General features: G+C 60.9%; 22 protein-coding genes and 1 tRNA gene. 13 read left to right on the top strand and 10 right to left on the bottom strand.

Annotation, left to right across the window (positions count from 1 at the left end; translation table 11 throughout):
• Positions 1–329: 329 nt before the first annotated feature.
• On the top strand, positions 330–2,159 hold the full coding sequence (locus GRI42_RS14135) for an EAL domain-containing protein (protein ID WP_160607528.1): 1,830 nt from the start codon (positions 330–332) through the stop codon (positions 2,157–2,159).
• Positions 2,160–2,175: 16 nt separating this feature from the next.
• On the opposite strand, the gene GRI42_RS06655 is transcribed toward GRI42_RS14135, so the two are convergent.
• Positions 2,176–4,875, bottom strand: coding sequence for a hybrid sensor histidine kinase/response regulator (locus tag GRI42_RS06655; RefSeq protein ID WP_160607527.1), 2,700 nt, complete (start codon positions 4,873–4,875; stop codon positions 2,176–2,178).
• A 603-nt stretch (positions 4,876–5,478) separates the two neighbouring features.
• Here GRI42_RS06655 and GRI42_RS06650 point away from each other — a divergent pair.
• The 4 genes from GRI42_RS06650 (at position 5,479) to GRI42_RS06635 (ending at position 8,598) form a co-directional block, all read left to right on the top strand.
• Positions 5,479–6,393 (top strand): hypothetical protein, encoded by a 915-nt coding sequence (locus tag GRI42_RS06650; protein ID WP_160607526.1) that lies wholly within the window; start codon positions 5,479–5,481, stop codon positions 6,391–6,393.
• A 203-nt stretch (positions 6,394–6,596) separates the two neighbouring features.
• Entirely contained in the window at positions 6,597–7,235 is a 639-nt protein-coding gene (locus GRI42_RS06645) for a PilZ domain-containing protein (RefSeq protein WP_160607525.1), read from the top strand.
• Between the two features lie 3 nt (positions 7,236–7,238).
• A complete protein-coding gene (locus GRI42_RS06640; RefSeq protein ID WP_234033880.1) occupies positions 7,239–7,754 on the top strand; it encodes a DUF4402 domain-containing protein in 516 nt (171 codons plus the stop codon).
• A gap of 97 nt (positions 7,755–7,851) precedes the next feature.
• Positions 7,852–8,598 (top strand): trypsin-like peptidase domain-containing protein, encoded by a 747-nt coding sequence (locus tag GRI42_RS06635; protein WP_160607523.1) that lies wholly within the window; start codon positions 7,852–7,854, stop codon positions 8,596–8,598.
• Position 8,599: 1 nt separating this feature from the next.
• Here the strand turns inward: GRI42_RS06635 and GRI42_RS06630 are convergent, their stop codons facing one another.
• The 3 genes from GRI42_RS06630 to GRI42_RS06620 form a co-directional block, all read right to left on the bottom strand.
• Positions 8,600–9,034: a hypothetical protein gene (locus GRI42_RS06630; protein WP_160607522.1), complete on the bottom strand. Its 435-nt coding sequence runs from the start codon at positions 9,032–9,034 to the stop codon at positions 8,600–8,602.
• An 83-nt stretch (positions 9,035–9,117) separates the two neighbouring features.
• Positions 9,118–9,687, bottom strand: a complete 570-nt coding sequence (locus GRI42_RS06625) for a hypothetical protein (RefSeq protein WP_234033878.1) — start codon at positions 9,685–9,687, stop codon at positions 9,118–9,120.
• 242 nt (positions 9,688–9,929) lie between these two features.
• Positions 9,930–10,006: transfer RNA gene (locus GRI42_RS06620), tRNA-Pro, on the bottom strand.
• A 199-nt stretch (positions 10,007–10,205) separates the two neighbouring features.
• Here GRI42_RS06620 and yajC point away from each other — a divergent pair.
• The 3 genes from yajC to secF are packed head-to-tail and all read left to right on the top strand — an operon-like array spanning position 10,206 to position 13,139.
• Positions 10,206–10,532, top strand: a complete 327-nt coding sequence (yajC, locus tag GRI42_RS06615) for a preprotein translocase subunit YajC (RefSeq protein WP_160607520.1) — start codon at positions 10,206–10,208, stop codon at positions 10,530–10,532.
• 25 nt (positions 10,533–10,557) lie between these two features.
• Positions 10,558–12,150: a protein translocase subunit SecD gene (gene secD / locus GRI42_RS06610; RefSeq protein ID WP_160607519.1), complete on the top strand. Its 1,593-nt coding sequence runs from the start codon at positions 10,558–10,560 to the stop codon at positions 12,148–12,150.
• Positions 12,151–12,161: 11 nt separating this feature from the next.
• Positions 12,162–13,139, top strand: a complete 978-nt coding sequence (gene secF, locus GRI42_RS06605; protein ID WP_160607518.1) for a protein translocase subunit SecF — start codon at positions 12,162–12,164, stop codon at positions 13,137–13,139.
• Here the strand turns inward: secF and GRI42_RS06600 are convergent.
• Both GRI42_RS06600 and GRI42_RS06595 read right to left on the bottom strand, forming a co-directional pair.
• Positions 13,136–14,332 (bottom strand): glycosyltransferase, encoded by a 1,197-nt coding sequence (locus GRI42_RS06600; protein WP_160607517.1) that lies wholly within the window; start codon positions 14,330–14,332, stop codon positions 13,136–13,138. The genes secF and GRI42_RS06600 overlap by 4 nt on opposite strands.
• On the bottom strand, positions 14,329–14,901 hold the full coding sequence (locus tag GRI42_RS06595; protein ID WP_160607516.1) for a helix-turn-helix transcriptional regulator: 573 nt from the start codon (positions 14,899–14,901) through the stop codon (positions 14,329–14,331). Before GRI42_RS06595 ends, GRI42_RS06600 begins: the two co-directional genes overlap by 4 nt.
• A 90-nt stretch (positions 14,902–14,991) precedes the next feature.
• On the opposite strand from GRI42_RS06595, the gene GRI42_RS06590 reads away from it, so the two are divergent.
• Positions 14,992–15,465, top strand: a complete 474-nt coding sequence (locus tag GRI42_RS06590) for a DUF6456 domain-containing protein (protein ID WP_160607515.1) — start codon at positions 14,992–14,994, stop codon at positions 15,463–15,465.
• On the opposite strand, the gene GRI42_RS06585 is transcribed toward GRI42_RS06590, so the two are convergent.
• The 3 genes from GRI42_RS06585 to GRI42_RS06575 are packed head-to-tail and all read right to left on the bottom strand — an operon-like array spanning position 15,450 to position 19,447.
• Positions 15,450–16,028 (bottom strand): uracil-DNA glycosylase family protein, encoded by a 579-nt coding sequence (locus tag GRI42_RS06585; protein ID WP_170290005.1) that lies wholly within the window; start codon positions 16,026–16,028, stop codon positions 15,450–15,452. The genes GRI42_RS06590 and GRI42_RS06585 overlap by 16 nt on opposite strands.
• Positions 16,025–17,830, bottom strand: a complete 1,806-nt coding sequence (locus tag GRI42_RS06580; protein ID WP_160607514.1) for an ABC-F family ATP-binding cassette domain-containing protein — start codon at positions 17,828–17,830, stop codon at positions 16,025–16,027. Before GRI42_RS06580 ends, GRI42_RS06585 begins: the two co-directional genes overlap by 4 nt.
• A gap of 42 nt (positions 17,831–17,872) precedes the next feature.
• Positions 17,873–19,447 (bottom strand): amidohydrolase family protein, encoded by a 1,575-nt coding sequence (locus tag GRI42_RS06575; protein WP_160607513.1) that lies wholly within the window; start codon positions 19,445–19,447, stop codon positions 17,873–17,875.
• A gap of 130 nt (positions 19,448–19,577) precedes the next feature.
• Between GRI42_RS06575 and GRI42_RS06570 the strand changes: the two genes are divergently transcribed.
• The 4 genes from GRI42_RS06570 (at position 19,578) to GRI42_RS06555 (ending at position 22,892) form a co-directional block, all read left to right on the top strand.
• Positions 19,578–20,303, top strand: a complete 726-nt coding sequence (locus tag GRI42_RS06570) for an SIMPL domain-containing protein (protein ID WP_160607512.1) — start codon at positions 19,578–19,580, stop codon at positions 20,301–20,303.
• Between the two features lie 62 nt (positions 20,304–20,365).
• Positions 20,366–20,671 (top strand): PepSY domain-containing protein, encoded by a 306-nt coding sequence (locus GRI42_RS06565; RefSeq protein WP_160607511.1) that lies wholly within the window; start codon positions 20,366–20,368, stop codon positions 20,669–20,671.
• 81 nt (positions 20,672–20,752) lie between these two features.
• Entirely contained in the window at positions 20,753–21,430 is a 678-nt protein-coding gene (locus GRI42_RS06560; protein ID WP_160607510.1) for a response regulator transcription factor, read from the top strand.
• A 121-nt stretch (positions 21,431–21,551) separates the two neighbouring features.
• The gene (locus GRI42_RS06555) at positions 21,552–22,892 is read left to right on the top strand and encodes a sensor histidine kinase (protein ID WP_160609109.1); all 1,341 of its coding nucleotides are present in this window, start codon (positions 21,552–21,554) and stop codon (positions 22,890–22,892) included.
• On the opposite strand, the gene GRI42_RS06550 is transcribed toward GRI42_RS06555, so the two are convergent.
• Positions 22,889–23,185, bottom strand: coding sequence for a chorismate mutase (locus GRI42_RS06550; protein ID WP_160607509.1), 297 nt, complete (start codon positions 23,183–23,185; stop codon positions 22,889–22,891). The genes GRI42_RS06555 and GRI42_RS06550 overlap by 4 nt on opposite strands.
• Positions 23,186–23,239: the final 54 nt, after the last annotated feature.

Genomic DNA, 23,239 nt, shown 5'->3' with positions numbered 1-23,239 from the left:
GCTGAATTGCATTCAATTTCTTATGCCGATGAGTAACCTCGCTTGCATCCGCAATCAGGTCGTGAGCGGCAAGCCAGCGCGTCGTACATCCCGATCTCGGTAAAACTGGTGCGAGGCCGCTGTCAGGTGCAAACATTTGGCCCACATGCGAGTGAGACGGACGAGGCGAGCACGAGTAAGCAATTCGTGATCGATTGGGCTCGGCAGTCCGCTGCTCACTTGGGCCCTTTTGAGATTTTCTCGAACGGATCGAGACGTGCTTCTAGGCTCTTGCAAACAGACCAACGCGAAAGCATACCTTTCCACCGAGGGCGGTTTCGGGTGGTCGAATGACTTCTCTATTAATTCTTGATGACGATCCGGACTGCGGCGCCTTGATCGCGAAGTTTGCCGCTCGCCTCGGCAAATCCGCCGCCTATTTCTCCGACCCAACAGCTTTCGTTGCTGCTGCCATTGCAGGAGGCCGGGACGTCGATGTGATTGTCGATATGCAAATGCCCAGATTGGACGGCATCGATGTTATCGAGCAATTGTTTGAGAAGAATTTTGACGGCCGAATTTTCCTGATGAGTGGAGGCGGTCGCTCCATGCTCGAGGCCGGTCGGCGGGTGCTGGGCGGCAGCGAAGGGCTGATTTCCGGCGTATTGCCTAAGCCGTTCGGTCAAAACGACCTTAAGCGCCTTCTTGAAGGGGAAGGAAAGGTCAGACCCACACTATGGGAAACGCCCGTTTTTTCAAAGGCTGATCCTGAGCCCCAATTCGACGTTGATTCCTTGTTCGAAAATCTTTGTCCTGCGTTCCAGCCCAAGATCGCTGCAGGCAGCCGGCGTATTGTCGGCTACGAGGTACTAGCTAGATTGGACAAGGCTGATGGAAGCGCGCTCGGAGCGGAGGAACTCTTGGGGCGCCTCAAGATGGCCGGAAGGTCGGACGATGCCACTTGGCAACTCAGCCGAAAGGCAATTGATTGGTCGATCGAAAACTTGGCCTCGGACCAGAGCTTGGCGATCAATTTTGAGCCGGATACGATTTCGAATATCGACCTGGTCGACCAGGTATGTGCTTACGCCTTGGACAGCGGGCTCGAACCCGAACAGTTCGTCTTCGAAATTACCGAGCATCAGAACCTGCCGCGACGATTGGATATCTTGCGGAAAATCACGAAGCTTCGAACCAAAGGCTTCGGTGTAGCGATCGATGATTTCGGAGTGGGCTTTTCCTCCCTCCAGCAGCTTTCGAGTTTCCCGTTCTCGGAAATCAAGATTGATCGCGAGTTTGTATCGAGAATGCTCGAGGATCCAATCGCGCTCAGCGTTGTGCGCGCAGCAATCCAGATGGGCTCGAGCGCTGGCATGAGTTGCACGGCCGAGGGGGTTGAGGACGAGGAAACTGCGCTTGCACTGGAAGCCATGGGTTGCAGTGCCCTGCAAGGCTTCTGGGTTTCCAAGCCGCTGATGTCTGAAGAGGCATCTGCGTTCGCGATGTCCTATCAGCCTCCGGCTAACGTTTGCGAAGCTGAACAAGGGGACGGCGGTCCCGACAAGGCAGCCGGAGGCTATCACGTCGCAATAGTCGATGACGAAGCGGCTGTGAGGCAGACCCTGGTTCGGGGTCTATCGAGGCTTGGCTTTTCCTGCAGGCCCTTCTGCAGTGGGAAGGATTTTCTAGAGAGCCTCGAAAGCGAACATTTCGATTGTTGCCTCTTGGATTTCAGGATGCCTCAGATCGATGGGCTGGATACATTGAAAGCCATTCCAAGCAACCATCGAGGGATGCCGGTTCTCATCTTCACGTCGCATGCCGATCTTAAGCTTGCAGTCGATGTTATGTCAGAGGGCGCCGTCGACCTGATCGAGAAACCCAGCACGATGAAAGCCATTGCCGAGCGGATAAATGAAAGAGTTATTGCGTCGCGCGGCCTGCGGTTCAAACTGCGGCTGGCGACGGAAAGCAAGAAATCGCTAGAGAATTTGACGCCGCGCGAACGGGAAGTTGCGGCACTCACGGCCGAAGGAAAGAGCAGCAAGGAAGTAGCACTGGTTCTAGGACTTAGCCACAGAACCGTGGAGGTTCACAGAGCCAACATACTGAAAAAAACGAACACCCGGAATGCTACCGAACTGACCAGGTTGTATGAGCAGGCTTCGTTCAGCGACTAGTCTGTGGTCATTGGCGTCAGTTTTCCCTTCGTTTCGCTGCATTGGCATTGCCTGCCTGTACTTCCATCAATGCCTTGAGCAGCTGGTCCTTGGTGTAGGGCTTTTGTAGAAAGCAGTCCGTGCCAACCCTGAATTTCTGCGCCCAAACAGGCCCCGGCGGATAACCGGACGTGAAGATGATCTTCAGCTCTTTGAGCGACATCCTGAGTGCTTCGGCCAGATCGAAGCCATCCATTGTGCCCGGCATCACGACATCTGTCAGCAGGACATCGAAATCGATACCTTCGCTCGCCAGCTCGAGCGCATGGTCCGCGTTTTCAGCTCCAATTGCATGAAGCCCGAATTTTTCTAGTCGTCTTATCACGCTCTCGCGCACCGGCTCTTCATCTTCCACGACCAGAACCGTGGTCAAGTCCGCGGGTGCTCGATCGTCTTGCCCGACTACCGTAGGGCTCGATTTGGCCAATAGCTCGGGAAGAATTATGCTTACCTTGGTGCCTTTTCCGACTTCGCTCTCAATGGACAGGTCGCCGCCCGACTGCTTCGCGAACCCGTAAACCATGCTCAGACCAAGGCCGCTGCCTTCGCCGACCGGCTTGGTCGTAAAAAAGGGTTCGAGAACGTGCGAAAGATCGTCGTCGGCTATACCTTGGCCCGTATCGCTAACACTGATGACGACATAGCGACCGGGCTCAAGCCCGATGGAATTGACCGTGTCATTCCGCGATACGACCTTGCGAGTGACGCTCAAGGAGACCTTGCCACCCGTCGGCATCGCATCCCGCGCATTGATCGCCAAGTTGATGAGGGCATTGTCCAATTGGCTGGGATCGACTTCGACCGAGACCGGATTTTTCGGTAGTTCGACCTCCAGTTCGATATTTTCTGTAAGGCCATGGCGGATGAGTTTCCGCGTTTTATCCAGATGATCGCGCAGAACGATCGGCTGCGGCAGCATGGGCTGCTTACGGGAAAATGACAGAAGCCGGCTTGTAAGTTCGGCGCCATTGCTAGCCGCGGTCAGAATGAGTTCGACCATCGAATGCAGCTCCGGGTCTTGCAGATCCTCGCCCAGCATCTCTGCATTGCCCAATATGACCATGAGCATGTTGTTGAAGTCGTGCGCTACACCGCCGGTCAATTTGCCAAGAGCTTCAAGCCGCTCGCTTTGCCTGTCCCGCTCCTCCTGGCTGCGAAGAGCCGTCACGTCGCGAAGATACCCGACGACCTTCACAGCGTTCTGATCGTCGTCCCGCATGATGGCGGAATGGTCCTCAATGATCACATAACCGGAGGAGCCGCGGACTCGATACTCCGCGTACCTGCGACGTGCGGTGCTATGTAGCGCTTCGAACCACTGCTTGCGGATGCGTGGCTGGTCTTCAGGAACGATGATGTCGAGCCAGTCGTTTAGACTCGATATCTTCAGATCCGATGAAAGCCCGAGACGTTCGCGCCACTCCGGCGCCAGCCATAGCTCCTCGGTTTCGAGATCAACCTCCCAGACAACGTCATTGGAAAGCTTTGCAAGCCGCTGGAATCGCTCTTCGGACCGCCGCAGCTGCATTGTTCTTTGATAATCTTCGGTGAGGTCGCTTTTCGACCCTACTATGCGGTGAAGATCCCCTGACTTGTTGTAGTGCAGGAGATATTCGGAACGGGCATACCCCACATCGCCTGTCGGTCGCCGATACCGGAAGTTCCTGACCAGGAAACCTTGGTGTTCGCCGATCGCAGCGAGAAGCTCGTTCTGATACTTCTGCCTGTCTTCCTCCAGAACATAATCAGGGATTATATCAAGAGTTCGTTTGGACGGAGGTGCAATACCGAACATCACGGAGTATGTGTCGCTCGCCCAGAAGTCGCCTGACTTTATCTGCCAATCGAAGACGATGGTGTTCGATGCCACGGAAGCGAGAGCGAAACGCTCGCGGTCTCGCTCAGCCTTGAGTTGCAGGCTGCGGATTTTCGAAATGTCGCTAAATGTGATGAGTACCCGATCCACTTTTCCTTGCGGGTCGAACTCGGGATAACCATCACATCGCAGCCACACCGTTGCTCCTGTTTCCGCAACCCTGCTGCCGAGAATCATATCGCGAACCGCTGTTTTCATTCGCATCACGACAACGAATGGGAACTCCGCTTCGGGCATGCGGGATCCGTCCTCGCGGACGAAATACCATCGCTCCGACGTGGTATCTTCACCGGTCGGGTCATCCGAAATGTGCAGGATAGCTTTTGCCGCCGGGTTCATTGCGAGAATTTTTCCGTCGGGCGCATGAATGACCATGCCCGCGCCTGCACGGTCAAAGATCCATTCGTTGGTCTTTGCATAGTCCTGCAAAGTACCTTCCAAGTCTTTGTAGGCCGTCAGGTCGCGGGTTATGCCAATGTACCCTGTCAGTTCTCCTGCTTCGTCGAACGTCGGAGAAATCGAGAGGTCATTCCAAAATGGGGTACCACATTTCTTGTAGTTCAGGATTTCTCCTGAAAATTCTTTGCGTTCAGCCAGGGCCGCCTTAATTGCCGCAATTGTTTCTTCGCTGGTTTCCGGGCCCTGAAGAAAATCGCATCTGCCGCCGATGATTTCCCGCAGGCTGTATCCGGTGATGGCTGTGAAGGCATCATTCGCATCGGTTATCTTCCGATCGACGTCTGCGATGAGCACGCCCTGGCTAATCGAACGGAGAACATCCTTCAGGATTCCATCGCGCATGACCGACCCCTTCAGCCCCGGCATTCTTTGGCCGGCGGCAGTGCACGTTTAATAGCATGTAATTAATATAAGACCAAAATTTTCGAGGCTCAAAAGCTGCGCTAGGGGTCGCTACGCTGACCCTGACGGATCAAGGACAACCTTAATAAAGCCCATTACGCAATCAGCTTTCTGAAACTTTCTTACCGCTCTTCGATCTTCCGCGCAATTAAGAAATATGATTAATTTCTAATGAAGGGAGTGCGTGTCGAAGCCCCCCTTCAGCCACGAGTGGAGCCCTCGATCACCGCTTGTAGAAAGAGTAATTGCAGGAAGTCGCTGCCCTAAAACCGAGGGTGACACTTTGCCGGAAAATGCAACGTAAGCACCCGTCCGAAGAGCCGACATGAATTTCGCAAAGGTTAACGATTAAATCGGTAGTCACTACTAGGAGATGGAAAATTCGGTTGGTATTGCAGATATTTACCACCCATGTTCGCGTCAAATTTGCGATCCCCTAACGGTCCTTAACCATGAAGATTTACGCGTGAGAGAGGGGCGGCTGGCGAAACGGGGCCCATGCTTCGACTCGTTGCGCCACTTTGTGTCCTCGTTGGATGCCTCATGGGCGGGTCCGTTTCTGCACAGTCGTCAGAGCCTGTTGCTGATGCCTCTTCGGGCTGGCGTGTGGCCGACCACTTGGCTTTTGTGTCTTTCGAAAACGCCAATGTGTTTCTTGGCAAGGGGGCCGAAAAAGCAACTTCCCCAGTTGCCGAGGTATCCACTTGGATCGAGTCGCGAACGACAACCACCTTGCGTTGGTCAGTGGTGCTGAACCCTGGCATTCCCGCACGAACGTCGAAGGCTGCTGCTCCGCAATCGTGGCGCCCCATCCGAAACTCGCCCGTCCTTGAGGCGGCAAGCCCATCCAATTTTCCTCTCCGCCAGGCCCATCCGATCGACCGGAGCGAGCGCGACTATTCGAAGGCTATCGCAACCTACGGCCCTTTCCGCGTTATTGATCGATTCCGTGTCGCCTTGGTCGGCGAAACCGACACGACAACCCCTGCACTGTTTCAGGTCATGATGCGTCGGCATCCGCAATTAACCCAGATAGATATGGTTGAATGCCCTGGGACGCGAGATGATACGGCAAATCTCAAACTGGGGCGCTTGATCCGTGCCCATGGTCTGATGACATTTGTCCCTCGGCGAGGGTCGGTTCGCTCCGGAGCGGTTGACCTGTTTCTCTCGGGAGTGGTCAAAGAGATTGCCGACGGAGCTGAGTTTGCGGTGCATAGTTGGCTCGATGAAACCGGGCGAGAGCCGAATGACTACGCCGCGGATGCGCCGGAGAATCGGCGGTACCTGACCTATTATCGTGAGATGGGCATGGCGGATGCCCAAGCGCGCGCATTCTATGCTTTTACAAACTCGGTCCCGCATCGCTCGGCGAAGTGGATTGGCGCGGGCGACATGCGTAGATGGATTGGAGGTGCCCCCACTCCCTCCAAACCCACCTACTTGGCCAGGAACTAGGGGTCCGCTCGTCCTCCTATTGGCGCCATACGAGGTGTATCGGCTGCAAGAGGCGTCAAGCAGTCAACACGGCATGACAAACAAGGAGTTAACGCGAACTCCGTAGTTGGGTGCATATCCGCGTTCTGCTTCGAGTGAGATGCTACGCATACATCCAGTCTCCATTCGGATCGCAAGATCCTGGCCGCTGATGGAGAGCAAAAATGCAGCAGTCTTTGGTTCGAAGCCATCTCGACCGGTCATCCTCATACGGGATGCCCAACCTCTCGCTCCGCCCCGATCCGCAGCATTCCTGGGGGCTGACGGAGCGCCGTCATGCAACCCGCAAGATCCGGACTTTCATGCCTGCCTGCGTGGAGACCGACAGCGGTACCATCATCGCCCTCTTGAAGGATTTTTCCGGGCACGGAGCCGGTTTCGAGAGTGACCAGTCCTTCTCGGTTGGTCAGCGCGTTCGATATCGCTGGGGTGACGAAGCATTTCGCGAAGCGAAGGTCATCTGGATCGATGGCAATCGTTTCGGCGTGGAAAATACGGAGCCCTCCGACGCTGTAGCGCTCAATCCCAAGAATTACCGATCTGTTCGGGTCGATCTGAACGTGCCCGCAGTCGTGTTCGTGGGCGAAAAACGCTATGAAGGTGAAGTCATCAATTTCGCGCAAAAGGGTCTGTGCGTTCGAATTAACGGCAGGATCGAACGAGGAAGCCTGGCCACGGTCAAGGTGGGGCGGCGCTACTTCGAGAACGTGACGGCTCGCTGGGTCGAAGGCGATCGTGTCGGCTTCGCCTTATCGTCCTCGCTGCCGATTCAGGAGATGTCGAAGCTTGCTAGCGGAGATTGATCGATGCCCGCTCGATACGGCAAGCTTTGCCGAGAGGTCTTGGCTGTCCTCCTGTGGAGCTCCGCTAGTGCGGCTCTCGCAGAGCCCGGTAACTCTGCGTTTTCTTCAGGGAAAGCATCTGCTGAAGTAATCGAGCCGCTGTCAGTTCGCGCTGAGAGGGACCTCAACTTCGGCAAAATCCAGCACCCATCGGCTGCGACTAGAACTGTAATCCCGAACGAAAGCACCCAGTCCGGCGGATCATCCGCTGCCAGATTTCGGGTAACTGGTGCGGCGCTACGGCATTACGGTATAATGATCCCCTCGCAGGTGGATGCGGAAGGGCTTGCGTCAGGTGCCAAGATCCCGGTTCGGGACATCCAGGCATACAGCAAATTTCTGAATGCGACCGGGGAGAGGGGAAGGCTCGACGCGCACGGCAGGGATGTCGTCTATGTGGGTGGGACTATCGACATAGAGGGAAGTCTGCCGGAAGATGTGTATTCTGCCGAAATCTTGATCTCGGTTGCTTACGACTGAGCGCAATTGACAGTGGTCACCCAGCTTACGCCAACTAAGTGATTGTGCGGACCCCAAATTACAGAACTAGTCTACCGGGCGTTGGCAAGGTGTGCGCATGCACAATCCTTCCTTCAAACCAAAATCACCTTGGCACCTTGCCCGCACTGCCGCGCTCAGCCTTGGCTGCTTCTTTTCGTTGGCAGCTGCGGTACCAGCCGAGAGTGTGTTTGCGCCTTTGGCAGCACAAGGCTCCATCGGAACTATCGTCTGTAAAGGCAGGGGCGGGCCCTTCGTGACGAATGCCAGCCTCGTGGAAAAAAGCGATTTGGTTCTCGCCGTTTCGCACTTCAATTACCGTCGTGCGACAGGGCGGGAATTGCCAGCCGAAAACTGTGAATTCCAAACGCGCGATAATGAAGGAAGGGTAATCTTCACGAGTTCATTTTCGGTGATCGAGAGGGGAGGTCGGGGCCGCGAGCTGAACGAAAGCTTCGCAATCGATTGGGCTGTCCTCCGGCTGGATCGAGCCGCGCCAGGCGTGCCGCTAAAGCTTGCAGGGAATAAGGCCTACAATTGGAATAACGCCGCTCTCGCCTCTTACCGACCTGTAGTAAGAGGAAATAGCACCTTCCAAATGGACGTGGGCTGCCGCCCGAAGCGCCAGCGACACGGATCGATTGTCTTGTTACACGATTGCACTACGAAACCAGGATGGAGCGGTGCCCCGCTTCTTGTCCCGATGGGTGATCGGTACGGGCTCATAGCGATCCACGCTAAGCGCACGAAATCTTCTGGAGTGGCAATCGCTTTGGAAGGTGCTCTAAGGAAGGCGATCGAAGCTCGCGCCAAGACTGCGGCATGAGTCAGCCGGGACTTGCGGTTCCAACTTGGCTTGCAACTACCGGAGCACCAGCTGCAGCTACGCCGTAAATGAGTTGCTGCATAACCGGCACGACGAGTTCATCCTTTGCGAACACTACGCCAGGACAATCGGCCTTTGATAACCAAAGCCGCCACTGAGCAGCCGTATATTTCTCGCCAGTGTCGACGTCGCGATAGGACTTTCCGGCGTATTGCCAATCCGCAAATCGATTGCCTGCATCAAGCCAATCTCGGTATTCCTGCACGTATAAATCGCAATTCCATTGGCTTGGAGGCGCCATGGCGCCCTCGGCATCGGAGGGTATCGATGCAGGAGACACGCTGCCAGCGCTGGGCCTTTCCTGTGCGAAACTTATGCCGCCAATGACGACGGTCGCTGCAGCGAAAGCCATTATTTTAGCGTTGAATTTCGGCATAGGACCTCCAGGGAAGACGATACTTTAATCCGGAGCAGCGGTAAAGTTGCACGGGCAGGAAGGGTTTGTTCGCCGGAGCGCGCTTAAAGCGTCAGCATGGCACTCCTGCATGCTGAAGCCTGTTCTGAAGCCTGTCGGAACCTGTTTGCGGCACTCCTGAGGGAGTTGTCATCATCCTCAGCTGCCACCGAGCTTGCCGCGAGGGTTCCCGCCAATTTGGCCTGAACGTGAAGGGCGAGTTTGCAGTCGCGAAAAGCGCGATCAATTCGGCTCTGGGCCACAACGTCGGTGAACACTGGCTTGTGAAGTTCACCGAATTCTCTCCATTCATTCCAGCAAAGCTGTTCTGTCATCTCCATTCGGCGTTTCAAAGGTTCGCCTTCGAGGTCGTTCGTATTTTTCGAGATGAAACTATCCGCAAGAGCGTCCATCATATCACTGCATCGATCGTTTGATGAGAGGCCGGCATCCCGCCAGATCGCTACATCCCGTCGATCGGAAATCCCCAGCGCGGCGGTTTTCCTGACATCGGTGCTTTCATTTGCAGAATAGGCTTTCAGTATAAAGGACACCGCGAGCATCAATGCGATTACTATGAGGCTGCCATTGGCGGCCACCCTCAGCGTGGCGCGAAGATGTCTCGAACTCAACATGACCCCGATTTTCTAACGATCAGATCTTGGTGACGCCTTTTAACGTTCGGGATGATAAATCCAAACCATACGGTCACGGCCCAAGTCCAGCCATCGTTCGAGGTCAGGGGTGCCTGTAAGATCTGCAAGTGCGAGCGAACGAGCTTGCGGTCTCTTAATGTGGGAATTCAAGCGCGCGCTTACTCGGTCGTCACTCACCTTCGAGTGAGTTGAGCGAGGCTTCCTTAAAGGCTTGAAACCACTGGTCGGGACGACTGGATTCGAACCAGCGACCCCTACACCCCCAGTATAGTGCGCTACCAGACTGCGCCACGTCCCGATACCAGTGGAGGCGGCCCTATAGGCCCCGCTCCTGTGCATGGCAAGCGTCTAGCGCGGGCAATTCATTGCCCTGCAATCGCGATCCTGCTAGCTGCGCGCCACATCGAGGGAGAGGTGCGCCTGTCGCTGCTTGATTGCGGCGAAAGCGGACCTACCTCGCACGGATCAACTTACGAACGGACACAGGCAATTCCCGCATGATCGACCTTCTCGCCACCGCCGGCTCCGCCGCAGCCCAGCCGCCCGTGTGGCTCCAGATCCTTCCGTGGGTGGCGATCTTCGCCGTCTTCTGGTTCCTGATGATCCGCCCGCAGATGCGCCAGCAGAAAGCGCACCAGGAAAAGATCGCCGGGCTCAAGCGCGGTGACGAAGTGGTGACCGCAGGCGGTCTCGTGGGCCGCATCACCAAGGTCGAAGACCAGTTCGTCGAAGTCGAACTCGCCAAGGGGATGAAGGTCCGCGCGGTCCGCAACACCATCGGCGAAGTGCTCTCGGGCACTGCGACCAAGCCCGCCAACGACTGACCCGGCAAAAGGCATAATCCAAGCCATGCTCGAATTTCCAACCTGGAGGAAAGCGTTCCTGTGGGGCGTTGCCATCGTCGGCATGCTCCTGTCGCTGCCCTCCCTCTTCTCGCTCGCCAATCTCGACTGGCCCGAGCAGCTTCCCGAGCCGACGATCAATCTGGGCCTCGACCTTGCCGGCGGTAGCCACATCCTGCTCGAAGCCGATCGCGCCGATGTGGCCGCGACGCGGCTCGAGGACCTGGAAGAAAGCGTCCGCAATGCCATGCGCCGCGCAGAACCGCGCATCCGCATCGGTGATGTCTCGACCGCCGACGGCCAGCTGAGCTTCCTGCTCGACGACGTGACCGAAGTGGACCGTGCGCGCGCTGAACTCGAAACCATCATGAATGGCACCGGGCCGGTGCGCGAATGGGACCTCCAGGTCGTCGACGGTCAGCGGTTCGTCCTCACGCCGACCCAAGCGGGCCTCGACAATGCGGTCGATGCCGCGATGGAAGGCGCGCTGCGCACCGTCGGCATCCGTATCGACGGCCTTGGCACGCGCGAACCGACCATCCTGCGTCAGGGCGACACCCGTATCGTGGTGCAGGTGCCGGGCCTGCAGGATCCCGAACAGCTCAAGGAACTGCTCGGCAAGACCGCCAAGCTCGAATTCAAGCTAGTCGAACGCCAGGCGAGCGCGGAAGAAGTGCAGCGCGGCTTCGTCGCGGGCGGCGAAGTGGTGCCCTATGCCGAAGGCGAAGGCTTCCCCAACGGCGTCGTGGTCCAGCGTATCGGCGGCATCGACGGCGAAACGTTGACGAGCGCGCAGCAGAGCTTCGACCCCCGCACTAACGAACCGGTCGTCTCGATCACCTTCAACCCCGATGGCGGCCGCCGCTTTGCGCGCATGACGACGCAGTACACCGGCCGCCAGTTTGCGATCATCCTCGACGGCGAGGTTATCTCGGCCCCGCGGATGCAGGAACCGATCCAGAACGGCCAGTCGCAGATTTCGGGCAGCTTCACTGTCGAAAGCGCGAACAACCTCGCCATCCAGCTGCGTTCGGGCGCACTGCCGGTCGATCTCAGCGTGGTCGAGGAACGTACCGTCGGCCCCGACCTCGGCGCCGATTCGATCAAGCAGGGCATGTTCGCAATCCTCATCGGCACGCTGCTGGTGATGGGGCTGATGATCGTGACTTACGGCCGCTTCGGCATCTATGCGACCGTGGCGCTGGTCATCAACGTGTTCATGCTGCTGGGCATCATGGCCGCGCTCAACATGACGCTGACCTTGCCCGGCCTTGCCGGCTTCGTGCTGACCATCGGCGCGGCGGTCGACGCCAATGTGCTGATCAACGAACGCATCCGCGAGGAACGCAAGCGCGGGCGGCGGGTCGTGGCCGCGGTGGAGAACGGCTACAAGGAAGCCAGCCGCGCGATTTACGACGCCAACGTCACGAACTTCATCGCCGGCGTTCTGCTGTTCAATTTCGGTTCGGGCCCGATCAAGGGCTTCGCGGTCGTGCTCGTGGTGGGTCTCTTCACCAGCGTGTTCACCGCTGTGCCGCTCACCCGCATGTGGGTTGCCGGCTGGCTGCGCAAGACGCGCCCCACCGACATCAATCTTTGAGGTAACGGACGATGAAACTTCTCAAGCTCGTCCCCGACGACACCAACATCAAGTTCCTCAAGTGGCGCTTTCCCTTCTTCATCGTCAGCATCCTGCTGATCGCCGGAAGCTGGGCGATGGTCTTCACCAAGGGGCTAAACTACGGCGTCGATTTCGCCGGCGGCCTCGAAGTGCGCGCGACTTTCACCGAACGTGCGGAAGCGCCGGTCGCGGAGCTGCGCGAGGATGTCGAGAACCTCGGCTACCAGAGCCCGGTGGTCCAGCGTTTCGGCGAGGACAACCAGGTTTCGATCCGTGTCCGCCTGCCCGACGAGGTGGCGGCCGATAACGAGGCCGCACAGGCAGCCGCGAACGAGGTCGTGGCCGAACTGCAGGGCAATTACCCCGACTTCCGCCTGGACGGGAACGACAACGTGTCGGGCAAGGTCTCGGGCGAATTCCGCGAGGACGCGATCTTCGCGCTGGTCGCCGCAATGCTGGCGGTTGCGCTCTACATCTGGATACGCTTCGAATGGCAATTCGGCGTGGGTGCGCTCTTCGCGCTGTTCCACGACGTGTCGCTGGCTCTGGGCATGTTCGCGCTGTTCCAGATGGAATTCAGCCTCCAGATCATCGCGGCAATCCTGGCCATCATCGGCTATTCGCTGAACGATACGATCGTCGTCTACGACCGCATCCGCGAGAATTTGAAGAAATATCGCAAGATGCCGCTCCCCGAACTGCTAGACCTGTCGGTCAACGAGACGCTGGCGCGTACCGTGATGACCTCGCTGACGCTGCTGCTGGCGCTGCTGCCGCTGCTGTTCGTCGGCCCGGCGAGCCTGTTCGGCCTCACCGCCGCGATCACGCTCGGCCTGTTCGTGGGTACCTACAGCTCGGTCTACATGGCAGCGCCGCTGCTGGTGTGGATGGGCGTGACCTCGGACAGCTTCGTTCCCGAAGAAACGGTGGCCGACCGGCAGGAAAAGGTCGCTCGCGGCGAAGTCTAACCTTCGAACAGGCGATCGTAATGGGCGCCCAGCGCCCGTCCGTTCGCCTCCCAGCTGTATTCCTTTACGCAGGCGGCTACCTCTTCGGGTGGCCGCCTGTTTTGCAATACCAACCGGATACCTTCGCGCACAGCCTCGGTCCGGCGGGCGACGATCACGCCGGCAACCGGCGTATCGATCACTTCGCGTGCGCCGCCGGCATCGGTGATGACGATGGGCGTGCCGCAGGCGAGCGCCTCGATCCAGGCGTTGGCAAGGCCCTCGCTGGCAGAGGGCAGCACCATCGCGTCCGCCGCCGACAGGACCAGCGGCAAGAGATCGTGGTCGAGCGAGCCGAGGAAGTGCACGCGGTCCGTCACGCCTTCCGAACGGGCGAGGGCGCGCAGGCTCGCCTCGTCCTCGCCTTTGCCGACCAGCAGAAGGCGGGCCTCCGGCAAGTCGCCCAGCGCCTTGATGACCAGCGCCTGTCCCTTGCGCTCGATCAGCGCGCCCACCGTGGCGAGCAACTGGTCGTCCTTGGATAGGGGTATGCCCAGTTCCTCCGCCAGCCGCGTGCGCAGCTGTGTATGGCCGAGGGGGCGGAACCTGTCGCGATCGAGGCCGGTCCGGTGGATCGTGATCTTCTCGCGCTGCATTCCGAGCGCGGCCATGTCGTCTGCCAGCGCGTCGGACACGGCGAGCACGCCCGCCGCCTTGTCCGCCGTTTCGCGCAGCGCTGCGAGGCCATAGCTGCGTGCGCCCCAGTAATGGATGTCCGCCCCGCGCGCCTTAACCGAAAAGGGCAGGCCCAGCTCGCCCGCGATACGCATGGCGGCCGGTCCGTCCGGGTAGAAGAACTGTGCATCGACCAGGTCGAAGGGCGCCGCCTCATGGAGCGTTCGGGCGAGCGGCATCACGGACGAGGCGATAAGTGCGGGATTGAGCCTGCCGCCCACTTTCGGCAGCAGGCGGAAAACGGGCCGGTGGACCTCGACGCCCTTTTCCGGTCCGCTCACCGCCGCATCGCGCACGGTCTTGTAGCGGCCGAAGACCACGGGCGGCAGGCCGATGGGATTGATGACCACGGGTTGCCAGCTGGTTTCGCGTGCGAGCGCCTCGATCGAGCGGGCGACGAAAGTACCGAAGCGCGGGTGCGCCTCGTTCGGCCAGAGCGTCGAAAGGACGAGAACCCGGCGTTTCGGCGTATCGCTCACAGCCGGCGGACCAGCATTTCGGCGACCCCGATCCAGGCAGGTCCATCGACGACCTGCTGCTTTTCGCCATGTCCCGGCGGAAGGATGCCGACGAGGCTGCCCTGCCGGTCGATAAGCCGACCGAAGGCGAAGCGGCCCGCCTTCTTCGGTACCAGCACGTCGCGGTTGACGGCGCGGGCGGCGTCTTCGGGCGCGATCTGTCGTAGCCATAGCTGGTCGCCAGGCCGGTATTCGCCGTGGGGATAATCGATCGTCAGCACCATCAGCGAACCGCTGCCGCCGAGGTCGGTGGCAAGGATCGCATCGCGCGTCGTCTCCAGCGCTTCTGGCCCGTCACGACCGAGGCTGGCGACCACTTGCGGGTGTTCGGCATTTTCCGAACGCACCAGCACTTCGGGCTCCACCTCCAGCGCGGCGGCGATCCGGTCCATCCACTTGAGCGACAGGTTGCGCATTCCGGTTTCCAGGCGTCCGACCGTCTGCGGGGTGGTCGGGGGCACGCAGGCTTCGGCGAGGTCGGCCAGCGTCCAGCCCTTCTGCTTGCGGATATCGCGGATGCGGTTGATCACTCGGGTTCTCCTTTAACCGGAATGGTTTTTCTTCTTTCCTACACTAACCGGAACTTTGCAAGGGCTTCCCCCGAACAAAGGAGATTGCCGATGCCCCGCGAACTGGTCGAACGAGAATTGACGGAAACCGGCGTCTGTGATCGAGGCTCGGAAAAGCCCGTAAAACGAACCGTAACGGTAAATCTCGCGGAGAGCCCTCTTTCCTGGCTCCATACTCGGGGACATCTGGACGACCGGCTCTTCGATGCCGGGGAGCGACTGAGGCTAGATTACGAGCGGGCCCAGCTTTCGCCTGGCGTTACCATGCGCTGGGATCCGGTGCGCGTGGACGGCGGCGGCGGTGACGGCATGACGCCAACCGAGCGCCAGATCGCGGCCAAGGCGCGGTTCGACGGGGCGATGGCCGAAGCGGGCAGCGGCCTGTCCGATGTCCTGTGGCGCGTGGTCTGCGGCTGCGAGAGCCTGCCCGAAGCGGAGAAGGGCCTCGGCTGGCCGGTGCGCAGCGGGAAGCTGGTGCTGAAGCTGGCGCTCGACCGCGTGGCGGGCTTCTACCGGATCCGCTGAGCCACAGCCTCGCGCAGGGCGGGCACGAGCTCTGCCTCGAACCAAGGATTGGCGCGCATGAACATCGTGCTGCGCCACGAGGGGTGGGGCAGGGGGAGATATTCCGGAAGATAGTCGCGGTAATTCCGAACGCGCTCTGCCAGCGAGAGCTTGCGCGTTTCGGGAAGGTAACGCGCCTGCGCATAAGTGCCGACGAGCAAGGTCAGCCGGGCGTCGGGCAAGACCTCCAGCACGCGGTCGTGCCATTGCGGCGCGCATTCGGGGCGCGGGGGATTGTCCCCGCCGCTGGCCTTGCCTGGGTAGCAGAAACCCATCGGCACGAGCGCGACCTGCGCAGGATCGTACATCTGCTTGCGGGTCAGGCCGGTCCATTCGCGAAGGCGGTCGCCGCTCGCATCGTCCCACGGGATGCCGCTTGCATGGACCTTCGAACCCGGCGCCTGCCCGATGATCAGCAGCCTTGCCGTCGGGGAGAAACTCGCCACCGGCCGGACACCGTGCGGCAGGTGCCGCTCGCACAGCCGGCAGGCGGCGATCTCTTCGGCCAGCCGCTCTGCGCTCAAAGCGCCTCGACCATTTCCGCCAGCATCAGCCAGCGTTCTTCCGCTGCGTCCTTTTCGGCGCGGGCATTCTCGATGCCCTTGCTGATGGTCGCGAACTTCTGCGGGTCGGAGGTGTAAAGATCGGGGTCGGACAGGATCGTCTCGCCCTTGGCGATGGCCGCTTCCAGTTCCTCTATCCGCGCAGGCAGCAGCTCGAAATCGCGCTGGTCCTTGTACGACAGCTTGGTCGGTTTTGTCGGCGGCGGAGCAGGGGTGGGTGCAGGGGCCTTGTCTTCCTTCTTCGCCTTGCCTGCCACCGGCTGGCGGCGCTTGGCCTCCCAATCTTCGTAACCGCCCGCGACCACGTCCACCTTGCCGGTCCCGTCGAGGCCGAGCGTGATCGTGACCGTGCGGTCGAGGAAGTCGCGATCGTGGCTGACGATGAGGACCGTGCCTTCGTAATCGGCAATCACTTCCTGCAGCAGGTCGAGCGTTTCGAGGTCGAGATCGTTGGTCGGCTCGTCCAGCACCAAGAGGTTCGATGCCTTGGCGAATTCGCGGGCCAGCAGCAGGCGGCTGCGTTCACCGCCCGACAGCACCGCGACCTTCATGTCGACGATCTTGGGGTCGAACAGGAACTCCTTGAGATAGCCCTGCACGTGTTTGCGCGACCCCCGCACGTCGATCCAGTCGCCACCTTCGGCCAGAACCTGCCGCACGGTCTTGTCCTCGCCGAGCAGTTGGCGCTGCTGGTCGATCATCACGCCGGTCAGCGTCTTGGCGATGTCCACGGTGCCGCTGTCGGGCTGCATTTCGCCGGTCAGCATCTTGAGCAGCGTGGTCTTGCCGGCCCCGTTCGCACCGACGATGCCGATCCGGTCGCCGCGCTGGATGCGCAGCGAGAAAGGCTTGATGATCGGGCGATCACCATAGGATTTCGTGATGTTCTCGGCGACGATGACCGACTTCGACTTGAAGTCTTCTTCCGTGGCGAGCTTGAGCTTGGCCGTGCCTGCGCTGGCGATCATCGAGGCGCGCTGGGCGCGCATCTGCCACAGCTTTTCGAGGCGTCCCTGGTTGCGCTTGCGCCGCGCGGTCACGCCCCGTTCGAGCCAGTGGGCCTCGATCTTCAGCTTGGCATCAAGCTTTTCCGCCGCGCGCGCTTCCTCGGCATAGACCTGTTCTTCCCACGCTTCGTAGCCGCCGAAGCCCACTTCCTTGCGCCGCAGGATGCCGCGGTCGAGCCAGATGGTCGCGCGGGTCAGGCGCTTCAAGAAGGTGCGGTCGTGGCTAATGACCACGAAGGCGCCGCGATAGCGTTCGAGCCAGCCTTCCAGCCAGTCGATCGCGCCGAGGTCGAGGTGGTTGGTCGGCTCGTCCATGAGCAGCAGGTCGGGGTCCTGCGCCAGCGCGCGGGCGATGGCGGCGCGGCGTTTTTCGCCCCCGCTGGCTCCCTTGGTCTCGCGGCTCATGTCGATGCCGAGCTGGCCGGCGATGGCCTCCACCTCGTGTTCCTGCGGCGCGTGCTCGCCGGCGAGCGCCCAGTCGAGCAGGGTCTTGTAACCCGAGAGGTCCGGGTCCTGTTCAAGCAGCACGATCTTGGCGTGCGGCTTCACCTTGCGCGTGCCCGCATCGGTTTCGATGCGCCCGTCGATCATGCGGAAGAGCGTGGTCTTGCCGACGCCGTTGCGGCCGATCAGCGCCAGCCGGTCGCGCGGGCCGATGTGGAGGTCCAGCGGGTCGTGATCGGGACCGCCGAACAGCCATTTGCCGCCCTGCTGCAGGGCCATGCCTTCGAGGCTGAGGATGGGGGGCTGTGCCATGTCGGGCCGCGAGGTAGTCGCGCGGCCCGCAAGCTGCAAGCGCTACTCGCCCGAAGGTTGCGCCCCCTTCTGCGCTTCTACCATGGCGGCCACGCTTTCGAGCAGTTTCGGCGCGTCGTAGACCACGCCGTCCTTGATGGTCCAGCGCACGCCGCCGACCTGCTCGATCTCTCCGCTCTCGTAATTGAGCTTCGTATGGCCGGTGCCGTAGAGCAGCTTCAGATTGTCGAGCGGATTGCCCGGCACGATGACGAGATCGGCCAGCTTGCCGACCTGGATCGTGCCCATGGGCGGTTCTTCCCCGCGCGGCTCGTAGATTTCCTCCGCGCCCGAGACGGTCGCGGCGCGGATCACCTCCAGCGGGGAAAGGCCCGCCTCGCGCAGCATTTCGAGCTCACCGATATAGGCGAAGCCCCAGGTCTGGTAGATGTAGCCCGGGTCGCTGCCTGCCGTGACGCGCCCTCCGCGGCGGTGGAACTCCGCCGTCAGGTCGAACCAGTAACGGTAGAACTTGCGCCAGGCGACCTCGTCCTCGGTGCTCCAGTCCTTGTAATAGCTGCCGTGATTGGTTGCGCTGGGGGCGTAGAAATCCATCAGCGAAGGCAGCGAATAACGCGCGTGCCAGTCGCGGTTCTTGGCCGCCATTACGTCGCGGCTGGCGGAATAGATGTTGAAGGTGGGGCTGAGCGTCACGCCGCTTTCGACCAGGAAGTCGATATATTCGTCCCATTCCTCGCTGCCCGGCTCAACCACCTGGTCGGCAAGCCGCGCGACCCAGCCGAAGCGCGATTGCTCGTCGAAATAATTGTATCCTTCCGGATAGCGGACCAGCGCATTGCCGCTGAGCAGGCTTTCGAAGTGGCCGTAGAAATGGGTCACACCGTCGAGGCCCAGTTCAACCGCCTTCTTCGCATTGACGCGCTGCACGCCCGGCTGGGCGAGGTGGGCGACCGTGCCCATGCCCTGCTTTTCCGCCTCGTCGAGCGCGGCGGCGAAGACATCGGGCATCAGCGAGTTGAAGAACTTGATCCCCCAGAAGCCCTGCGCCTTGGCCCAGCGCACCCATTCGCGCGCGCCGGCTTGGGTCGTGGGGGCGGGGCGGCCCCATTTGTCGCCGAACACGGCGTAGGGGTAGAGGCGCGGCGCGACGATGGTGTTCGCCGCGCTGCGCTGGGCATCGGTCAGGTCGGGCTGGCCTGGGCCGAAATAGAACGAGACTCCGCGCACGCTGGTGACACCGTGGGCGAGCCACAGGCGATAGCCATAGGAGGGCTGGGCAGCCTTGCCGGGGTCGCCATTGTGGCCGTGGACGTCGACGAATCCGGGCATGACGGTCATGCCGCGCGCATCGAGCACTCGCGATGCACCCGCCTTCACCGCGTCCGGCGCGCCGCCGCCGTGGATCGCGGCAATACGGTTGCCTTCGATGACGATATCGACCGGTCCCATGGGCGGGGCGCCCGATCCCTCGATCATGGTCGCGCCGGAAACGATGAGGGTCTCGAAAGGACCTTCCGCCTCGCCCGGCTGGCGGTCGGGGACGGGCAGCATCTGCGCCGACGCGCTGCTCGCCATCACGACCATTGCCATGCCGGCCAGGAATTTGCGGATACCCATTCTCGTCCCCCTGATTTCGCTTCGGGCTGGCTAACGGCTTAACGGCAACAAGGGAAGCGGGGAACCGAACCGTTCAGCCATCGGTAAAGCGGGAATGCCGAAAAGGTACCGAGGTTTAAGGAGTTACGCCATGTCCCGCATTACCGTTACCGCTGCCGCCATCGCCGCGATTGCCGCCGCTTCACCTGCCCTGGGTGCCGAGATCCAGATTGCCGCCACCGGTCCGGTAGTGGAACTCAATGTTGCCGAGGTGGTGCGGACGGCGCCCGATGTGGCGCAGGTCGGGGCAGGGGTGACCACGCGGGCCGCCACCGCGCAGGAAGCCGTGCGCCTCAACGCGCAGCAGATGGAGCGGCTGATCGACAAACTCCGTTCGCTCGGCATTGCGCGCAAGGACATCCAGACCTCGAACTTCAATTTGAACGCCCAATACCAGTACAACAACGATGGCCGCCAGCCGACCTTCGTCGGTTATGACGTGACCAACCAGCTCAATGTGAAGTTGCGCGACCTGAAGCGTGCAGGCGAAGTGCTCGACGCGCTGGTCGGCGCGGGCGCGAACAACATTTACGGCCCGAACTTTATGCTGGAGGACGACAAGGAAGCGAAGCAGGCCGCGCGCAAGGCGGCTTTCGCCAGCGGGCGCGCAATGGCTGAGGAATATGCTCGCATGAGCGGCTATTCCGGCGTGCGCCTGCTCGAAGTGTCGGAAAGCTACCAGAGCTATGGCCCGATGATGCGCGGCGAGGGCGCTATCGCGGTCACTTCCGTCTCGGCCGATGCGACGACCCAGATCGAGCCGGGCGAGGTCGGGACGGGCGTTTCGGTGCTGGTGAAATACGAGATGACCCGCTGAACGGGCGCGAAAGGCGGTATTCACACCTTGTTCAATGGATCGCGATTAGTCACACAGACACCATGAAACGCCTGCTCTCCTCCATGCTCGCCGTTGGCCTCGTCGCCGGCCCGATTGCCGCAGCTCCGCTCGCGGCGCAGAGCCGTTCCGACCAGGGCGAAGCACGCAAGGAAATGAGCGCGGGCCGCACGCTTTCGCTTCGCCAGATCGAGGCGCGTATCCTGCCGACCATGGGTGATGCCGAATATCTCGGCCCCGCCTATGACAGCGTGGCCGTGGCCTATCGCCTCAAGTTCATCCGCAACGGCCGCGTGCTGTTCGTGGATGTCGATGCGCGCACCGGCCGGGTAATCCGGCGCAGCAACTGACCGTCGGAGAAACTCCGTTCATCTTGACGCGTTCATCTACATGAACGACACGCGTCACAAAGGTTACAAGGACGGAAATTCATGCGGATCCTGATTGTCGAGGACGAGCCCACGCTCGGCCTCCAGCTCAAAACCACCCTCGAACAGAACGGCTATGCGGTCGATCTGTCGACCGATGGCGAGGACGGCCATTTCCTCGGCTCGACCGAGGATTACGATGCCGTCATCCTCGATCTCGGCCTGCCCGAAATCGACGGGCTGACCGTGCTGGGCATGTGGCGCAAGGAAGGCCGCAAGTTCCCCGTGCTGGTCCTGACCGCGCGTGACAGCTGGTCGGACAAGGTTGCCGGCCTCGATGCAGGCGCCGACGATTACCTCGCCAAGCCGTTCCAGACCGAAGAACTGATCGCTCGCCTGCGCGCGTTGATCCGCCGCGCTTCGGGCAATACTTCCAGCGAACTGACCGCAGGGCAGGTGCGTCTCGACACGCGTTCGGGCCGCGTCACGTTGGCAGGCGAGCCGGTCAAGCTGACCGCGCAGGAATACAAGCTGCTGAGCTACCTCATGCACCACAAGGGCAAGGTGGTCAGCCGCACCGAACTGATCGAGCACATCTACGATCAGGATTTCGACCGCGATTCCAACACGATCGAGGTCTTCGTCACGCGCATCCGCAAGAAGCTGGGCGCGGAAGTGATCACGACCATCCGTGGACTTGGGTACAGCCTCGACGACCCCGCAGACGCACCCCGGGCCTGAGGATACTCCGGCTGCCGAGGCGCGTCGCGCGGCGGTGACCCCGCCCGCTGATACGCCTGCGCCCGACGGCGGGGCGGTGACGGTTCCGGCCGGTACGCCCCGCCGCAGCCTTGCCAAGCGCATGATGGCGATCGCCGCGGTGTGGATCGCGGTGCTGTTGCTGGGCGGCGGCTTCGCGCTCGACCGCACGCTGACGCGCATGGTCGAGAAGAATTTCGACGACCAGCTGGAATATCTCCTCAACGCCATGCTGGTGGTGGCCGAAGTCGGCCCGGACGGTGAAATCTACTTCAATCGCCCGGTCGGCGAGCCGCGCTTCCTCGAACCCAACAGCGGGCTCTACTACCAGATCAGCGCGGAAGGGCAGGAAGGCTACACCTCGGATTCGCTCGAACCCTCGCTGTCCCGTTCGCTGTGGGACAGTCCGCTCAAGCTGCGTCAGGACCATTTCGACGACGATCCGCATTTCTACGACAGCTACCAGTTTGCAGGCGAACCCCTGCGCATCGTCGAGCGCAGCGTCATCCTGCCCGACAGCGATGCGCGCTGGACCTTCGCCGTTGCCTCGGCGCGCGAGGAGCTGGATTTCCAGATCTCGCGCATCCGCTCCATCCTCGTGTGGAGCTTTGCCGCGCTTGCCCTGGGCCTTCTCATCATGGCCGCGCTGCAGAGCTATTACGGCCTTTCGCCGCTACGCCGCGTGCGAGCGGCCATCCAGTCCATGCGTTCCGAAGGGGCGAACCGGATTACCGAACCGCTGCCGCTGGAAGTCGAACCGCTGGTGGAAGAAATCAACGGCTTGCTCGCTCATAGCGAGAAACAGGCTGAAGAGGCGCGGATGCATGCGGGCAACCTTGCCCACGCGTTGAAAACCCCGCTGACCGTGCTGACCAATGCCGCGACGGCCAACGATCCGCAATTGTCCGACCTCGTCTTCCGCGAGACCAAGACGATGCAGCGTCACGTCGAGCATCACCTTGCGCGTGCACGGGCAGTGGGCCGCAGGGCGTCGGGCCATTCGCGCGCCGATGTATGGCCGAGCGCGGAAAGCGTGCTGCGGGCAGTCACGCGCATCTACGAGGACACGCGCTTCGACGTGGACGGCAACAGGCAGGCCGCCGTGTCGATCGAGCGGCAGGACCTCGACGAAATTCTCGGAAACCTGATCGAGAACGCGGCGAAATACGGCGGCGGCAGCGTCTTCGTCACCATCGATGCCGACCGCGAGGCCAAGGACTGCACCATCTGGGTCGAGGATGACGGCGAGGGCATCCCGGCGAGCGAGCGAACCCGTATCTTCGACCGCGGCGCACGGCTCGACACGGGCAAGCCGGGCACGGGCCTTGGCCTTGCCATCGTGCGCGATGTCGCCGAAATTTACGGCGGATCGGTCGAACTCGGCGAAAGCGAGGATTTGGGCGGGCTGCTGGTCAGCCTCACCCTGCCGCGCGCCGGAGGCTAAGCCTCGCGCGCCCGTTCGTGGTGACGGATCACCTCGTCGATGATGAAGCGCAGGAACTTCTCGCTGAATTCGGGGTCCAGCTCGCTTTCCTCGGCCAGCCTGCGCAGGCGCGCGATCTGTTCCTGTTCGCGCGAGAGGTCGGCCGCAGGCAGCGTTGCCTTGGCCTTGTATGCGCCGACGGCCTGCGTGATGCGGAACCGCTCGGCAAGCATGTGCACGATGGCCGCGTCGATGTTGTCGATGCTCTTGCGATACCCGGCGAGGACCGGATCTTGGGCTGGCGCGTTGGTCATGTGAAGCACGCTATCATCAATTCCCCGCTTGCCAAGAAAGCAAGTGCAGACCAT

Source organism: Qipengyuania gaetbuli (assembly GCF_009827315.1).
In the GTDB taxonomy this organism is placed as follows: domain Bacteria; phylum Pseudomonadota; class Alphaproteobacteria; order Sphingomonadales; family Sphingomonadaceae; genus Qipengyuania; species Qipengyuania gaetbuli.
The sequence above is the reverse complement of the archived record's forward strand: the minus strand, read 5'-3'. Positions and strand labels throughout refer to the sequence as shown.

What these genes read in the sequence shown, in the direction of transcription:
- GRI42_RS06550 (WP_160607509.1), bottom strand. Translation starts at nt 23,185, where the DNA reads ATGACCAACGCGCCAGCCCAAGATCCGGTCCTCGCCGGGTATCGCAAG.
- GRI42_RS06640 (WP_234033880.1), top strand. Translation starts at nt 7,239, where the DNA reads ATGCCCGCTCGATACGGCAAGCTTTGCCGAGAGGTCTTGGCTGTCCTC.
- GRI42_RS06565 (WP_160607511.1), top strand. Translation starts at nt 20,366, where the DNA reads ATGAAACGCCTGCTCTCCTCCATGCTCGCCGTTGGCCTCGTCGCCGGC.
- secF (WP_160607518.1), top strand. Translation starts at nt 12,162, where the DNA reads ATGAAACTTCTCAAGCTCGTCCCCGACGACACCAACATCAAGTTCCTC.
- GRI42_RS06570 (WP_160607512.1), top strand. Translation starts at nt 19,578, where the DNA reads ATGTCCCGCATTACCGTTACCGCTGCCGCCATCGCCGCGATTGCCGCC.
- GRI42_RS06630 (WP_160607522.1), bottom strand. Translation starts at nt 9,034, where the DNA reads ATGCCGAAATTCAACGCTAAAATAATGGCTTTCGCTGCAGCGACCGTC.
- GRI42_RS06635 (WP_160607523.1), top strand. Translation starts at nt 7,852, where the DNA reads ATGCACAATCCTTCCTTCAAACCAAAATCACCTTGGCACCTTGCCCGC.
- GRI42_RS06590 (WP_160607515.1), top strand. Translation starts at nt 14,992, where the DNA reads ATGCCCCGCGAACTGGTCGAACGAGAATTGACGGAAACCGGCGTCTGT.
- GRI42_RS06650 (WP_160607526.1), top strand. Translation starts at nt 5,479, where the DNA reads ATGGGCGGGTCCGTTTCTGCACAGTCGTCAGAGCCTGTTGCTGATGCC.
- yajC (WP_160607520.1), top strand. Translation starts at nt 10,206, where the DNA reads ATGATCGACCTTCTCGCCACCGCCGGCTCCGCCGCAGCCCAGCCGCCC.
- GRI42_RS06580 (WP_160607514.1), bottom strand. Translation starts at nt 17,830, where the DNA reads ATGGCACAGCCCCCCATCCTCAGCCTCGAAGGCATGGCCCTGCAGCAG.
- secD (WP_160607519.1), top strand. Translation starts at nt 10,558, where the DNA reads ATGCTCGAATTTCCAACCTGGAGGAAAGCGTTCCTGTGGGGCGTTGCC.
- GRI42_RS06575 (WP_160607513.1), bottom strand. Translation starts at nt 19,447, where the DNA reads ATGGGTATCCGCAAATTCCTGGCCGGCATGGCAATGGTCGTGATGGCG.
- GRI42_RS06655 (WP_160607527.1), bottom strand. Translation starts at nt 4,875, where the DNA reads ATGCGCGATGGAATCCTGAAGGATGTTCTCCGTTCGATTAGCCAGGGC.
- GRI42_RS06645 (WP_160607525.1), top strand. Translation starts at nt 6,597, where the DNA reads ATGCAGCAGTCTTTGGTTCGAAGCCATCTCGACCGGTCATCCTCATAC.
- GRI42_RS06625 (WP_234033878.1), bottom strand. Translation starts at nt 9,687, where the DNA reads ATGTTGAGTTCGAGACATCTTCGCGCCACGCTGAGGGTGGCCGCCAAT.
- GRI42_RS14135 (WP_160607528.1), top strand. Translation starts at nt 330, where the DNA reads ATGACTTCTCTATTAATTCTTGATGACGATCCGGACTGCGGCGCCTTG.
- GRI42_RS06560 (WP_160607510.1), top strand. Translation starts at nt 20,753, where the DNA reads ATGCGGATCCTGATTGTCGAGGACGAGCCCACGCTCGGCCTCCAGCTC.
- GRI42_RS06555 (WP_160609109.1), top strand. Translation starts at nt 21,552, where the DNA reads ATGATGGCGATCGCCGCGGTGTGGATCGCGGTGCTGTTGCTGGGCGGC.